Raw genomic sequence first — 14,384 nt, forward strand, 5'->3', positions numbered from 1 at the left:
AATAGAGGGGAGTCTGCTATATATTTTATATACTTCCTTCTATTTTAACAGTTTTACTCCTCATTTATCCATTGTTTTTCACAAGAATTGAATCTGGGTCGATAGGAACGGTAGTGACAGGAAGTTGTACCTCTAGGATAGAAGTGGTAAAATTAAGCGTGGATTAGTCATAATAGAAGGTGTGTTTCTTCTTAATTTATATGAATTTTGTCATTGAACGATCATTACCATAATAGAGGAGCGTTATTGAATGCTTAATATATTAAATAAAGTTTTTGATCCGAATAAGCGAGAAATCAAACGTTTGGAAAAAATCGCTGATCAGGTCGAAGCGCTGGCCGATGGGACGGCTGCGTTATCGGATGAACAGTTGCGTGCCAAAACTGGTGAGTTTAAAGAGCGTTATCAAAATGGGGAAACCGTGGATGATTTGCTCGTTGAGGCTTTTGCGGTTGCGCGTGAAGGGGCAAAGCGTGCTCTAGGGTTATATCCTTACCGTGTTCAAATCATGGGTGGGGCATCCCTTCATGATGGAAATATCTCCGAGATGAAAACAGGGGAAGGTAAAACATTAACATCCACCATGCCGGTTTATTTAAACGCGCTTACTGGTAAAGGTGTACATGTCGTTACTGTCAATGAATACTTGGCACACCGTGATGCCACCGAAATGGGGATATTGTATGATTTCCTTGGTTTGACCGTCGGATTGAATTTGAACAGTCATTCTAAAGAAGAAAAACAAGAGGCGTACAATGCCGACATTACGTATAGCACGAATAATGAGTTAGGTTTTGATTACCTGCGTGACAATATGGTGTTATATAAAGAGCAAATGGTTCAGCGTCCACTGCACTTTGCTGTCATTGATGAAGTCGATTCGATTTTGATCGATGAAGCGAGAACGCCTTTGATCATTTCCGGTTCCGCACAAAAATCGGCCCAGCTTTATATCCAAGCCAATGCGTTTGTGAGAACGTTACAAAAAGATACGGACTACACGTATGATGAAAAGACAAAAGGCGTTCAGCTGACCGAAGATGGGATGAACCGAGCGGAAAAAGCGTTTAATATCGATAATTTGTTCGATATTAGTCACGTTACATTAAATCATCATATCAATCAGGCGTTGAAGGCGCATGTTTCCATGCATTTGGATGTGGATTATGTAGTCCAGGATGGCGAGATTGTCATCGTTGACCAATTCACTGGCCGTTTGATGAAGGGCCGCCGTTATAGTGAAGGCCTCCACCAGGCGATCGAAGCGAAAGAAGGCCTTGAGATTCAAAATGAAAGCATGACTCTTGCGACGATTACATTCCAGAACTATTTCAGGATGTACGAAAAGCTTTCCGGTATGACTGGTACAGCCAAAACGGAAGAAGAGGAATTCCGCAATATCTATAATATGAATGTCATTGCGATCCCGACAAACAGGAATATCGTCAGGGATGACCGGGCAGATCTTATATACGCATCAACAGATGGGAAATTCAAGGCTGTTGTGGAAGACATCGCCGAACGTTATACAAAGGGTCAGCCAGTGCTTGTCGGTACGGTTGCCATCGAAACATCGGAAGTCATTTCTGCCTATTTATCCAAAAAAGGAATTCCTCACGATGTTTTGAATGCAAAGAACCATGAACGTGAAGCGGAAATCATTGCGAATGCAGGTAATCAAGGCTCAGTCACGATCGCTACGAACATGGCAGGACGAGGTACGGATATCAAGCTTGGTGAAGGTGTCAAGGAGCTCGGTGGCCTTGCTGTAATCGGTACGGAACGTCATGAAAGCAGGCGTATAGATAACCAGTTGCGTGGTCGATCCGGCCGTCAAGGGGACCCAGGGGTCACTCAATTCTATTTATCAATGGAAGATGAATTGATGCGCCGCTTCGGTTCCGATAACATGAAAAGCATGATGGCACGCCTTGGAATGGATGATTCCCAGCCAATTCAAAGTAAAATGGTGACGAGGGCCGTTGAATCCGCACAGAAACGAGTCGAAGGCAATAACTTCGATTCACGTAAGCAATTACTGCAATATGATGATGTTCTCCGTCAACAACGGGAAATCATTTATAAGCAGCGTTTCGATGTAATGGAAAGTGAGAACTTACGTGAAATCGTCGAAACGATGATTACGGCATCCATCCAGCGCAATGTTGTCGCGTTTGCACCAATGGGCGATGAGGAAGGCTGGAATTTACAAGGCCTTGTCGATTACCTGAATGGTAACCTATTCAATGAAGGTTCCATCACTGTAGATGATCTAGAAGGAAAAAATGAAGCGGAATTGGTTGAATTCATTTTAGCGAAAGTGAAAGAAAACTATGACCAAAAAGAAGAAGAGCTATCTGAAGAACAAATGCGTGAATTCGAAAAAGTAATCGTTCTTCGTGCAGTCGATAGTAAGTGGATGGACCATATTGATGCAATGGAGCAATTGCGCCAAGGGATCCACCTTCGTGCTTATGGCCAAATCGATCCACTTCGTGAATATCAATCAGAAGGTTTTGCGATGTTTGAAGCCATGATTGCTTCTATGGAAGATGAAGTCGCAAAATACATCATGAAGGCTGAAATCCGCAACAATCTAGAGCGGAAGGAAGTCATAAAAGGACAAGCGGTCAATCCGAAGGAAGAAGACGGGGGAAAAGTGAAAAAAGCCCCTGCCCGTAAAAAGGAAGACGTTGGCCGAAACGCGTTATGTCCTTGCGGCAGCGGTAAAAAATATAAGAATTGCCATGGCAATTTAGGCTGAAATTAGGTGTATAATGATTATGAGACGGTTAAGTGTAAGGCTTGCCGCCTCTTTTCATGTTTAGTTTGCATAAAGCAATATATTTGCATATAGTTTGAAGAGGTTTATTTGTAATGAAGCGAATCCCTCTACAGGGATTTTTTTTAACATACTAATGAGGTGAAGAGAAATGGAATTAGCAGAAATAAGAAATGAACTTGAACGGACAGCGCAACGATTAACGGACTTTAGGGGGTCTCTTTGACTTAGATGAAAAAGAGGCACGAATCGCAGAGCTTGAAAATGAGATGACACATCCCGATTTTTGGAATGATCAGCAAAAAGCACAGACTGTCATCAATGAAACGAATGCTCTGAAAGAACAAGTCAATCAATTGTCCGATCTGAATGAATCATATGAAAATCTGGATTTGACATATGAACTAGTGAAAGAGGAGAATGATGAAGAACTTTTGGCAGAGCTGGAAGAAGAAATCACGATCCTTTCACAAAAGATGAATGACTTTGAACTTCAACTTTTACTAAGTGAAGAATATGACTCGAAAAATGCCATTCTTGAACTGCATCCAGGTGCAGGCGGAACGGAGTCCCAGGATTGGGGTTCCATGCTGCTTCGTATGTATACAAGATGGGGTGAAAAAAGAGGCTTTAAAGTGGAAACCCTTGATTACCTTCCAGGTGATGAAGCTGGAATCAAGAGTGTCACTTTACTTTTCAAAGGCCATAACGCCTATGGTTATTTGAAAGCGGAAAAAGGAGTGCACCGTCTTGTCCGCATTTCTCCTTTCGATTCCTCAGGACGACGCCATACTTCATTCGTTTCATGTGAAGTCATGCCGGAATTCGATGAGACGATCAATATTGAAATACGCACGGAAGATTTGAAAATCGATACGTACCGTGCAAGTGGTGCAGGTGGACAGCATATCAATACAACTGACTCGGCAGTCCGGATCACACATTTACCTACAAATACCGTGGTAACGTGCCAAAACGAGAGATCTCAAATCAAAAACAAGGCCCAAGCGATGAATATGCTGAAAGCCAAATTGTATCAACGTGAAATTGAACAGCAACAAGCGGATTTAGATGAAATCCGTGGTGAGCAAAAGGAAATTGGCTGGGGAAGTCAAATTCGTTCTTACGTTTTCCACCCGTATTCCATGGTTAAAGATCACCGTACTAGTGCGGAGACCGGAAACTTGGGAGCTGTCATGGATGGAGATATCGATATGTTCATTGATGCGTATTTACGTTCAAAATTATAAGATGTGCAAGTCGGACTGGATTCCCGGTCCGGCTTTTTTTGTGATTTCTTATGCATGGGGCTCCCTGAATGATGTTTTCTGGCTGACATTTACAGGATATGAAAAGGGATGCTATGCTTCGTTCGGCCAATACTAGATAATAACGATGGTTTGAGGAGACAATATGGAATGAGGAAAAGATACCGGGAGCCGAAGCACCCTTTTCTGCAAAAGTTAATGGAGTATGGATTGGTGATTGTCGGTTCGGCCATAATTGCCATTGGTTTTAATGTATTCCTGTTGCCTAACCAGATTGCATCTGGCGGGGTCAGCGGGATTAGCACGATTCTGGATTCAACTCTCGGTTGGGAGCCGGCCTATGTACTGTGGGGGTTTAATATCCCTTTGTTCATTGCGGGGCTTATCATCCTGGGAAGACATTTCGGAGCCAAAAGCCTGATTGGAACCTTGTTCTTGCCTTTAGTGGTATTTCTGACAAAGGATTGGAATGCATGGACGAATGATGCATTGCTTGGTTCGATTTGCGGAGGGATTATGGTCGGACTTGGGCTGGGGATTGTCTTTCGCGGGAAGGGTTCTACAGGGGGGACCGATTTAGCGGCACAGATTTTCCATAAGTATACCCACCTGTCATTAGGGACCTGTGTGGCTGTCATTGATGGAATCATCGTTTTAAGTGCTGCCATTGTTTTTGATATTGAAAAAGGGCTTTATGCATTAATAGGTTTATATGTGACAAGTAAGACGATAGACCTCGTCCAGGTTGGGTTGAACCGTTCAAAGATGTCACTGATCATCACGAATAAAGAAATGGAAGTAAGGGATGCTATTATACATGAGCTGGACCGGGGTGTAACAGGGATATCCGGGTATGGCGGCTATACGGATGATACTCGTCCTATATTAATGTGCGTGATAGATCAGTCGGAATTCACCAAATTGAAACAATTGGTGAAACTCGTTGACCCTAAAGCGTTTGTAATTGTAATGGACGCATCTGAGGTACTTGGAGAGGGTTTTAAACTGGATTGAAATTGGTATAATGTTCTTGTGCTGGTATAAATCAGAGGGGGTAAATTCAATGAAAATGAAATGGTTAGTCTTAGTTTTGGGTACTTCTTTGGCATTGGCTGCATGCGGTGGGAACGATGATGCTGCAGATAAAGAGCCTGCAAGTGAAAATAATGAAACGACAACGGCAGGTGCTGGTGATGCCGCGAAAATTTACGAAAACAAATGTTCAAGTTGTCATGCAGTGAATCTTGAAGGCGGCGTAGGACCGAATTTAACGAAGGTCGGTTCGAAGCTATCGAAAGCAGACATCGAAAAAGTCATCGAGAATGGCCAAGGTGGTATGCCAAAAGGTATACTTCAGGGCAAGGAAGCGAGCATGGTCGCAGAATGGCTTGCTGGACATAAGTAATATTAACGAAACGTTCTGTTGTCAGCAGGACGTTTTTTTAGCCTCCTTTAAAACCTCGAAACAACTCACAGTCAATCCCTTATCAAGCCTTGAAATATTACATATGATGTTGATATATGTCTAACTGAAATGAAACTGTAATATTTTTTAAGCTTAATTTGACAAAATATGATGTTATAATGTTTCTGTGCTTAAGTAAGAAAGATTCCTGTCAGATTTAATTGAAAATTGTCGAAAAAGCTGTAGTACATAATGATAATACAAGCAAATTAGGTGGTTTTAGAATGATAGAAATGATAGATGTGAAAAAGACATATCCAAATGGCGTAATTGCCATTAATGGAATCAATGTGAAAATAAAGCCAGGCGAGTTCGTTTATGTAGTGGGTCCCAGTGGTGCCGGAAAATCGACTTTCATCAAAATGATGTATAGGGAAGAAAAGCCTACAAGCGGTAATATTTTGGTCAATGGCCTTAGCCTTCCAAGTATCCGCAATTCGAAAGTTCCTCTATTCCGCCGTAATATCGGTATGGTATTCCAAGATTTTAAACTCCTTCAAACATTCACTGTTTATGAAAATGTAGCATTTGCCATGGAAGTTATCGAAAAGGAACCAGAAGAAATCAAAAAGAGAGTCATGGAAGTTCTTGATCTGGTTGGCATTAAACATAAAGCTAGAATGCTGCCTTCCGAATTATCTGGTGGGGAACAGCAAAGGGTTGCGATAGCCCGTTCGATCGTAAATAATCCCAAGGTGGTCATTGCCGACGAGCCTACAGGGAATCTTGATCCTGAAACATCATGGGAAATCATGAACATATTTGAAGAAATTAATAAACGCGGAACTACACTTGTCATGGCCACTCATAATAGGGACATCGTCAACAATATCAAACGACGTGTCATTGCCATTGAAAGTGGAAAAATAGTTCGCGATGAACATAGAGGTGATTACGGATATGAAATTTAGAACATTGCTCCGTCACTTCCGTGAAAGTTTTAAAAATATTGGCCGTAATGGATGGATGACGTTTGCTTCAGTCAGTGCAGTAACGGTCACTCTAACATTGGTTGGCGTCTTTTTAGTGCTCATGATGAATTTAAATCATATCGCGGGAAATGTGGAGAAAGATGTCGAAGTTCGTGCACATATTGATAATGCAGCGAATGATGACGATATAAAAGCTATCGGTAAGCAAATTACGGAGATGAACGGCATTGAATCAGTGGTCTTCTCTCCAAAAGATGAAGAGCTTACGAATTTAATAGATGATTTAGGCGATAATGGTGATGCTTTTAAACCATTTGAACAGGACAACCCATTAAGGGACGTTTATATCATCAAAACGAAATCACCGCAAGATGTCATCAAGGTGGCAAAGGAAATCGAAGGCTTTGAGTATATCCAAAGTGTTAAATATGGACAAGGCTACGTCGAGAAACTGTTCAGCTTCGTGAATATTGCGAGAAACATAGGAATCGTTCTTATTGTTGGTTTACTATTTACTGCAATGTTCCTGATTTCTAATACGATTAAAATTACCATTGTAGCCAGAAGAAAAGAAATTGAGATCATGAGATTGGTAGGAGCAACGAATACATTCATCCGTTGGCCATTCTTCTTGGAGGGACTCTGGTTGGGAATCCTCGGTTCCATCGTTCCCATAGGTCTGATAGCTGTACTCTACTACAATCTTTATAAATATGCAGCACCACAGATTACGTTCAAATTCATAGATTTTCTGCCTGCGAATCCGTTTATTTATCAAGTTTCGGCCATCCTCATTGTAATTGGCGCCGTTATCGGGATATGGGGTAGCTTGATGTCCGTCAGGAAGTTCTTGAAAGTATAAAAATGTAACTTTACACTTGAATGCCAAAAGAAGCCGGATACAAATAGAGAGATGTTACAAGGCACTGGATGTAACGGGATTGAAAGGGGAAATGAAACGTTGAAAAAAAATATCATTGCTATGAATGCCTCCATCATGATTGGGTTGGGAAGCATTTTAGCGGCACCATCGGTTTATGCAGAGTCGATTTCGGATTTAGAAAAACAGAAAGAATCCATTCAGGAAAAACGCTCTGGTGTTGAATCGAATATTTCAGACACGGAGAAGAAAATCGATAACCTGCAGGATAAGCAAATGACAGCAGAAGAACAAATAGCGGCCATTGAAGCGAAAATTGCAGAGTCAACAAAAAAAATCGATGCTAAAAATGCTGAAATTACACAAACGAAAAAAGAAATCGAGGCATTGAAAGAAGAGATTAAAGTATTAAAAGAGCGGATCGCCAAACGTAATGAAGTATTGAAGGAAAGGGCACTTTCTTTCCAGGAGACTGGTGGGGACGTGAACTACCTTGAAGTATTATTCGGATCATCCAGTTTTGGAGATTTAGTTGACCGTGTTGGAGCTGTAGCGACAATTGCAGAAGCCGACCGTGATATTTTAAAGCAGCATGAGCTGGATAAAAAGGAACTGGAAGAAAAACAAAATGCCGTTGAAGCGAAGCTTGCCAGTTTAGAAGTGGCAAAAGCTGAACTTTTGGAAATTCAAAAGCAACAAAAACAGCAGAAGCAAGAAAAGGATGCATTGGTTAAGAAATTAAAGCAACAAACTGAAAAGCATGAACATGAGAAGATGGGCCTAGAGGAAGAAAAAGCGAATCTTGCTGCTCAAGAAAAAGCTATCAAATCAGCCATCAACTTAGAGCATCAGCGTCTTGCCGAATTGGAAGCAGCTCGTAAAAAAGCGGCAGCCGAAGCGAAAAAACGTGCAGAGCAAGAAGCGGCACAAGCTGCAGCACAAGCAGCTTCACAAGCTTCCGAAACAAAAAAACAATCCACTTCTTCAGGATCTAGTGCAAAAAGCAACAGTTCATCATCAGCACCATCATCTTCACAAGTTTCGTCTAATGTAAGTCAAGCGCCAGCTGTATCATCAGGTACTTTCACTAGACCAAGTGCAGGATATGTATCTTCAACAATGGGTGAACGTTGGAATAAACAGCATGCCGGCATCGATATTGCTGCAAGTGGAACGGTTCCTGTTGTAGCAGCAGCCGACGGAGTCGTAAGCCGTTCTTACTTCTCAAGTACATACGGTAACGTCATCTTTGTTACCCATTCAATCGGCGGTCAGCAATGGACTACTGTGTATGCACATTTAAGTTCTAGACAAGCAGGCGAAGGTTCTGTTGTTGCCAAAGGTCAACAAATTGGCATCATGGGTAACACAGGACATTCATACGGTCAGCATTTACACTTTGAACTACATAAAGGTGCATGGAATTATAGCAAGTCAAATGCTGTTAATCCATTAAACTATATACCTAATTAATACCCCAATATATCAACAAAAAAACAGACCAGGAAAATTCCTGGTCTGTTTTTTTGTGTGGTGTCGCCATTTTCTTCAAGCATATTCTTTCCAATCCCCTCATATAGTGAAATACATATCAGGTCAGAAATGGGGATAAATATGGTCAAAAAATGGGTACTTCCTCTAGCAATCATCATGTCACTAGCCATTGGAGCAGTGGGGGGCATATATTGGACAAGCCTCCCGGATAAGAATGAAGCAAAGTATGAAAGCCAAACAATATTGAAGGATAAGGAATGGGCAAAAGTGGAACAAGCTTACGGTTTGATCGTAAGTCAGTATGTAGAACAGGTGGACGGCTCCAACCTGGTGGAGGGTGCCATCCAGGGCATGCTGTCGGCGTTGAAAGATCCTTATTCCGTATATATGGACAAGGAGACCGCTAAGCAATTCAATGAAACCTTGGACTCCTCTTTTGAAGGGATAGGTACTGAAATTGGTATGGAAGATGGTAAGGTCATAATCGTATCTCCTTACAAAGATTCTCCTGCTGAGAAAGCTGGATTAAAGCCGAAAGATCAAATCCTTAAGGTGAATGGTGAAAGTGTAGAAGGTTTGGATCTGTATGAAACACGCCTGAAAATCCGTGGTGAAAAAGGGTCACCCGTCAAAATGGAAATCAAGCGGGCGGGGGTTTCCAACCCACTTGAATTCAATATGGTGCGTGCCGAAATTCCATTGGATACCGTATTTTCATCAATTAAGGAAGTCGCCGGGGAACAAATCGGTTACATCGAGCTGACCACTTTCTCGGAAAATACTGCGAATGATTTCAAAAAGCAGATGAAGGAGCTGGAAAAGAGGGGGATCGGAGGCTTGGTCATAGATGTACGCGGCAACCCAGGTGGCCTTCTTTCTAGTGTGGAAACGATTCTTGGCGAGTTTATCACAAAAGAAAAGCCCTATTTGCAAATAGCAGAAAGAACGGGAGAAACACAATCGTTTTTTACAAGTCTTAAGAAAGCGAAAAGTTATCCAATTGCCGTCTTGACGGATAAAGGCAGCGCTTCGGCCTCCGAAATCCTGGCTGGCGCGATGCAAGAGGCGGGAGGCTATCCATTGGTCGGCGAGAAGACCTTCGGGAAAGGCACAGTACAGCAAGCAGTACCAATGGGTGATGGCAGTAAGATTAAACTTACGTTATATAAGTGGCTGACGCCTTCAGGGAACTGGATCCATAAAAAAGGGATCGAACCGACCATCAAAGTAAAACAGCCCGATTACTTTGATGCCCATCAGCTCGCTGTTGAGAATGTCTTGAAGCGGGATATGAATGATGAACAAATCCAGTATGCCCAAAGCATTCTGAAAGGACTTGGATTTGAACCTGGTCGTGAGGATGGATATTATGATTGGAGTACAGAAATCGCCGTAAAAGCATTCCAAAAACAATTTGGCCTGAAAGTGACAGGTAAGCTGGACGCAAAAACCGCAGCACATCTGGAATCCGCCATTCTGGACAAGATCCAGGATGAAGATAATGATATTCAGTTGCGGACGGCTTTGAATTATTTAGTTAAATAACTGTATTGCGCCGTTCCCTTGGAGCGGTGCCTTTTTTGCGTTGGATCAACGCCTGTCTGCAAACATGAAGGCAGTATAGGGAAAACATAAGGTAAAGCTATTTTTTCTGCATCTTAATAGGCATGGAGGTTACATTTTTGATAGAATAGGAGGTAACTGACCAGAACGAAATTTGACAAAATATCGATTACTTTTAGAGGATGGTGGAAAGAAATTGACAACGGATTGGCTGATAGCATGCTTAATGGGATTAGGAAAACTCTTCCTTCATCCTTTGCTTTATGTTTCGATTGCCTATTGTTTATTCATCGGCTATCTTCGAGTTAAACGGGAACGACATGATTTTAATACGAAGATCTACAGAGTTTCCATGGAGCTACGTTCCATGTTACCTCAAGGATTGATATGGGGATTGATCTTTTCTGTCCTCACGTTGGCTTCGGGATTCACCATTCCTTTGGCGGCACTGTTCATCATGGCTGGGGTTACGATCTTGTCCATGCTATCTATGAAAAAGCGGTTTGTTTCCCCCGTTTATACAGTGGGACTCACCTTCTTCATCCTTTTTTTTCTATATGATAGAGATATCAAGCTGACGGTATTTCAGGATGTTTTTAATCAGCTTGATCGGTCCGTGTATCCGACACTTGTTATTTTAATAGGGTTATTACTGATTGCTGAAGGGTTTTTGATTGTTGGCAATGGAAGCAAAAAGGTCTCCCCTCAGTTGGAGGTATCCAAGAGGGGGCAGCCGATTGGTGTGTATGTTTCACAACGTATCTGGCTAATTCCAATGTTCGTCATGATTCCGGGAGGACAACTTCCAGTTCCCTTCGAATGGTATCCGGTTTTTTCGATCGGGGACACATACCTGTCGCCAATCTTACTTCCCATTTTAATCGGCTTCAAGCAAAAAGTTCATGGGACGCTCCCGGAACAGGCCATAAGGGCGCAAGGCAAAAAGGTAGGGGCATTGGGATTTGTGATTACTGCCTTGGCAGTGGGTGGTTACTGGTACCCCCCATTGGCAATCATAACGGCCGTTTTAGCAATCTTGGGCCGTGAATTCCTTCATTATTCCCAAAAGGCATTGGATGAAAAGCTTCCTTTTTATTTTTCGAAAAGTAAGCTTGGTGTCCAGATCTTAGGCGTTATCCCTCAATCTCCGGCGGATAAAATGGGGTTGCTTAAAGGCGAGGTCATTTCGAAAATAAATGGTGTCGTCGTCAGGGAAGAAGAAGAGTTATACAGGGCTCTCCAAATAAACCGGGCGCATTGCAAGCTTGAGGTCATCGATAATAATGAACAGATTCGTTTTGTGCAAAGAGCTCTTTTTGACGGGGAGCATTACGAATTGGGCATCTTGTTCGTTGACGATCAATTGAAAGAAAGTGGACAAGCAGGGTAATTGTGATTTTTCATAATCACTTGGAATAGCGTCTTAATTCCAGACTAATAATATTTAAAGATACTTTTATTTCGATGAAGAGACAAAACCTCATTGAAATGAATTTGAAAAAAAGAAACGGCCTTTCTCGATTTATATATCGAGAAAGGCCGTTTCTTATTATGAATATTACTTTTCAAGCATTATTTTTTCTATATCATCTAGCATTTTGTTAGCTGCAATAACACCGCCAGCCGTATTCCAAAATGCGTCATTAACCTCATATGCATTTCCTTTTTTCACTGCATCTAGGTTTTTCCAAAGAGGATCATTTGTCATTTCTTTTGCTGTACTTAGGGCTTGTTTGTCACCTTCAGGTGCGTATGTGAAGTAGAAAATAATATCTCCATCCATTTTAGGTATAACTTCTTTTCCTACCTCAATAGCAAAGTTTCCAAGTTTATTATCTGCAGTAAATAGTTCTTTCTGCTGCTCTGCACGTTTAAATCCTAATTGATCCAAAATTGCTCCAGAGAATGTATCTGTGTAATAAATACGTGTTGTTCCAGCCATAAAACGAACCACAGAAACTTCTTGATTTACCTTATCGCCCAGTTTAGTTTTTACATCTTCTGTGTGGGCATCGAATTCAGCAATTACATCGTTACCTTTTTCTTCAAGGTTTAATGCTTTTGCATATAATTTAAAGTTTCCTTTCCAATCTGCATTAAGTGTTTCTGAAAAAACAGTAGGAGCAATGGCACTTAATTTGTCATATACGGCTTCCTGGCGAATTTTAGTACCGATAATTAAATCAGGTTTTAATGCTGCAATTTTCTCTAAGTTTACCTCATGCTCAACACCAACAACTTCAACGCCATCCATATCCTCTTTAATATGATCGTACCAAGGATCTCCAGTCCAAGATTGAGCAGCTCCAACTGGTTTTACTCCTAAAGCTAGTAATGCTTCTGTACCTTCATTTGTAAGAACGACGACTCTTTCAGGCTGTTTTTCTAATTTTGTGGTTCCCATTGCATGATCAATTGTATAGCTTGTATCTTCTTTTTTGTCATCAACCTTGTTTCCCTCTGCTTGATCATTCGAACTTCCGCAAGCTGCTAGTAGGAAGGCTGCAAATAAAGAAATAATAGTAAAAAGTGATCTAATCTTAAACATCTTATGTATTCCTCCTAATTTAGAGCAAATGATAATCATTCGCACTTACCAGCATCATCATAAAATGAATATACTTTTATGTCAATATATAATTGAAAATGATTCTCAAAAACATTGGCATATACAAATTGGACGGCGAGCATTACGAATTAGGCATACTGTTTGTTGACGATCAATTGAAAGAAAGTGGACAAGCAGGGTAATTGTGATTTTTCATAATCACTTGGAATAGCGTCGTAATTCCATGCTAAAAATTTTTTTCGGACCTATTATTCTTGATGTGATCGATATAGAAGGAAATAGTTGCCGAGACGATTTCATGTAGGCTAATAATAATTTCAATAATACTTTTATTTCGATGAAGACAAAACCTCAATTGAAATGAATTTGAAAAAATGAAAAGGCCTTTCTCGAATATATCGAGAAAGGCCTTTTTTTAAAATATTACTTTTCAAGCATGATCTTTTCTATATCTTCCAGCATTTTATTAGCTGCTAATACTCCACCAGCTGTATTCCATGTTGCGTCGCTAACTTCATGAGCATTTCCATTTTTGACTGCATCAAGGTTTTTCCAAAGTGGATCATTTGTCCATTCTTTTGCTGTGCTTAGAGCTTGTTTGTCGCCTTCAGGAGCGTAGGTGAAGTAAAAGAGAAGATCTCCATCCATTTTCGGGATGACTTCTTTTCCTACCTCGATGGCAAGGTTACCTAATTTATTATCTGCAGTGAACAATTCCTTTTGTTGTTCTGCACGTTTAAATCCTAATTGATCGAAAATTACTCCAGAGAATGAGTCTGTGTAATAAATACGAGTAGTTCCAGCCATGAAACGAACAACGGAAACTTCTTGATTTACCTTATCACCCAATTTAGCTTTAAGATCTTCAGTGTGTTTATCGAATTCTGCAATTACGTCGTTTCCTTTTTCTTCAAGGTTCAAGGCTTTTGAATATAGTTTAAAGTTTTCTTTCCAATCTCCTCTTAGCGTTTCAGATAATACGGTAGGGGCGATTGCATTTAATTTATCATAAACAGCCTCTTGGCGAATCTTGCTTCCAATAATCAAGTCAGGCTTCAGTGATGCGATTTTCTCTAAGTTAACTTCATGTTCTACACCAACAACTTCGACTCCATCCATATCATCTTTAATATGGTCGTACCAAGGGTCGCCAAGCCATGATTGAACGGCACCAACAGGTTTGATTCCTAAAGCAAGTAATGCCTCAGTACCTTCATTTGTCAGAACGACCACTCTTTTAGGCGTTTCTTTCAATTCAGCAGTGCCCATGGCATGCTCAATTGTGTAGCTTTTTTCCTCTTTCTTTCCTTCAGCTTTCTTTCCTTCGGCTTTCTCATCCGAATTCCCGCAAGCTGCTAGAAGGAAGACTGCAAATATTGTAAAAATCGTTAATAATGACTTAAATCTAAACATCTATGTATCCCTCCCAAT

At 41.0% G+C, this 14,384-nt stretch carries 11 protein-coding genes; 9 read left to right on the forward strand and 2 right to left on the reverse strand.

Going from position 1 to position 14,384, the window contains the following annotated elements; genetic code table 11:
• The first annotated feature begins 250 nt into the window (after nucleotides 1-250).
• The 9 genes from secA (at nucleotide 251) to QUF86_RS07215 (ending at nucleotide 11,774) form a co-directional block, all read left to right on the forward strand.
• Nucleotides 251-2,764, forward strand: a complete 2,514-nt coding sequence (gene secA / locus QUF86_RS07175) for a preprotein translocase subunit SecA (RefSeq protein WP_289333920.1) — start codon at nucleotides 251-253, stop codon at nucleotides 2,762-2,764.
• Between the two features lie 169 nt (nucleotides 2,765-2,933).
• Nucleotides 2,934-4,032, forward strand: a protein-coding gene (gene prfB, locus QUF86_RS07180; RefSeq protein ID WP_289326973.1) for a peptide chain release factor 2 whose coding sequence is annotated in 2 segments (ribosomal slippage) — nucleotides 2,934-2,996 and nucleotides 2,998-4,032 — 1,098 coding nt in all. Because the reading frame shifts where the segments join, the coding sequence is not laid out codon by codon here.
• A 216-nt stretch (nucleotides 4,033-4,248) separates the two neighbouring features.
• The gene (locus tag QUF86_RS07185) at nucleotides 4,249-5,064 is read left to right on the forward strand and encodes a YitT family protein (RefSeq protein WP_483313947.1); all 816 of its coding nucleotides are present in this window, start codon (nucleotides 4,249-4,251) and stop codon (nucleotides 5,062-5,064) included.
• Between the two features lie 49 nt (nucleotides 5,065-5,113).
• The gene (gene cccB / locus QUF86_RS07190) at nucleotides 5,114-5,455 is read left to right on the forward strand and encodes a cytochrome c551 (protein WP_289333922.1); all 342 of its coding nucleotides are present in this window, start codon (nucleotides 5,114-5,116) and stop codon (nucleotides 5,453-5,455) included.
• A gap of 284 nt (nucleotides 5,456-5,739) precedes the next feature.
• On the forward strand, nucleotides 5,740-6,426 hold the full coding sequence (gene ftsE, locus QUF86_RS07195) for a cell division ATP-binding protein FtsE (protein WP_289333923.1): 687 nt from the start codon (nucleotides 5,740-5,742) through the stop codon (nucleotides 6,424-6,426).
• Nucleotides 6,416-7,309 (forward strand): permease-like cell division protein FtsX, encoded by an 894-nt coding sequence (ftsX, locus tag QUF86_RS07200; RefSeq protein ID WP_289314397.1) that lies wholly within the window; start codon nucleotides 6,416-6,418, stop codon nucleotides 7,307-7,309. Before ftsE ends, ftsX begins: the two co-directional genes overlap by 11 nt.
• A 99-nt stretch (nucleotides 7,310-7,408) precedes the next feature.
• Complete coding sequence (locus QUF86_RS07205; protein WP_289333924.1) at nucleotides 7,409-8,800, forward strand: murein hydrolase activator EnvC family protein; 1,392 nt, start codon at nucleotides 7,409-7,411, stop codon at nucleotides 8,798-8,800.
• Nucleotides 8,801-8,941: 141 nt separating this feature from the next.
• Nucleotides 8,942-10,366, forward strand: coding sequence for a S41 family peptidase (locus tag QUF86_RS07210; RefSeq protein ID WP_289333925.1), 1,425 nt, complete (start codon nucleotides 8,942-8,944; stop codon nucleotides 10,364-10,366).
• Between the two features lie 214 nt (nucleotides 10,367-10,580).
• On the forward strand, nucleotides 10,581-11,774 hold the full coding sequence (locus tag QUF86_RS07215) for a PDZ domain-containing protein (RefSeq protein WP_289333926.1): 1,194 nt from the start codon (nucleotides 10,581-10,583) through the stop codon (nucleotides 11,772-11,774).
• Nucleotides 11,775-11,942: 168 nt separating this feature from the next.
• Here QUF86_RS07215 and QUF86_RS07220 read toward each other — a convergent pair whose 3' ends face one another.
• Nucleotides 11,943-12,932 (reverse strand): ABC transporter substrate-binding protein, encoded by a 990-nt coding sequence (locus tag QUF86_RS07220; RefSeq protein WP_289333927.1) that lies wholly within the window; start codon nucleotides 12,930-12,932, stop codon nucleotides 11,943-11,945.
• 444 nt (nucleotides 12,933-13,376) lie between these two features.
• A complete protein-coding gene (locus tag QUF86_RS07225; RefSeq protein ID WP_289333928.1) occupies nucleotides 13,377-14,366 on the reverse strand; it encodes an ABC transporter substrate-binding protein in 990 nt (329 codons plus the stop codon).
• Between the last annotated feature and the right edge of the window lie 18 nt (nucleotides 14,367-14,384).

Source organism: Peribacillus sp. NJ11, assembly GCF_030348405.1.
GTDB lineage: Bacteria > Bacillota > Bacilli > Bacillales > DSM-1321 > Peribacillus.

Coding starts and splice junctions, on each gene's coding strand:
- secA (WP_289333920.1), top strand. CDS start 251: ATGCTTAATATATTAAATAAAGTTTTTGATCCGAATAAGCGAGAAATC.
- QUF86_RS07185 (WP_483313947.1), top strand. CDS start 4,249: ATGGAGTATGGATTGGTGATTGTCGGTTCGGCCATAATTGCCATTGGT.
- cccB (WP_289333922.1), top strand. CDS start 5,114: ATGAAAATGAAATGGTTAGTCTTAGTTTTGGGTACTTCTTTGGCATTG.
- ftsE (WP_289333923.1), top strand. CDS start 5,740: ATGATAGAAATGATAGATGTGAAAAAGACATATCCAAATGGCGTAATT.
- ftsX (WP_289314397.1), top strand. CDS start 6,416: ATGAAATTTAGAACATTGCTCCGTCACTTCCGTGAAAGTTTTAAAAAT.
- QUF86_RS07210 (WP_289333925.1), top strand. CDS start 8,942: ATGGTCAAAAAATGGGTACTTCCTCTAGCAATCATCATGTCACTAGCC.
- QUF86_RS07220 (WP_289333927.1), bottom strand. CDS start 12,932: ATGTTTAAGATTAGATCACTTTTTACTATTATTTCTTTATTTGCAGCC.
- QUF86_RS07225 (WP_289333928.1), bottom strand. CDS start 14,366: ATGTTTAGATTTAAGTCATTATTAACGATTTTTACAATATTTGCAGTC.